The sequence below is a fragment of the Bacteroides sp. 51 genome (genome assembly GCF_010500965.1).
In the GTDB taxonomy this organism is placed as follows: Bacteria; Bacteroidota; Bacteroidia; order Bacteroidales; family Bacteroidaceae; genus Bacteroides.
In genome coordinates this window covers 1-494 of record NZ_QVMI01000110.1, presented here as the reverse complement: position 1 = coordinate 494, position 494 = coordinate 1, and the positions used below count along the sequence as shown (strand labels likewise).

At 48.8% G+C, this 494-nt stretch carries 1 pseudogene; it reads right to left on the bottom strand.

From position 1 onward, the window contains the following. A pseudogene (locus tag D0T87_RS23750) lies at window positions 1–494 on the bottom strand (hypothetical protein); the annotation flags it as partial.

Below are 494 nucleotides of genomic sequence, written 5' to 3'. Positions count from 1 at the left end.
AGCCGCCAGTCGTTTCAATCGGTTGTTCTGGGTGCGCAGGGCGCTTTCATACTGAACCAGTGAGGGTTTATCCGCATGGCGGATCAGGGGAAAGACATATGGTGAACCGGAAGTTTCATCGGCAAAGCTATCGATAATAGTTTGTAACGCGGGTGCGATTTCCACTTCAATCCGCTGGCCGGTCTTCTTGCGCATATACCGGATGCAACCATCTTTGATATCCGATTTCTTCAGGTAGGCCAGGTCTACGAAGCACATTCCCCGGGCATACAAACAGAAGTTGAAATAGCGTTGGGCATCCTGCAGTTTTTTTAACTGGGTGTGTTCACTGCTACCGGGCTGTTCATCGCACAGATGTTTCTCTAAATCAACATTCAATAGCTGGCTGGTTTCATCCATGGAAAGTGCCCGCTTCACTGTTTTTACCACTCCGGTAAATACATCGGCAAATGGGTCCTCTTCTTTGCGGGCGATAATCAGATTTTCCTGTACGG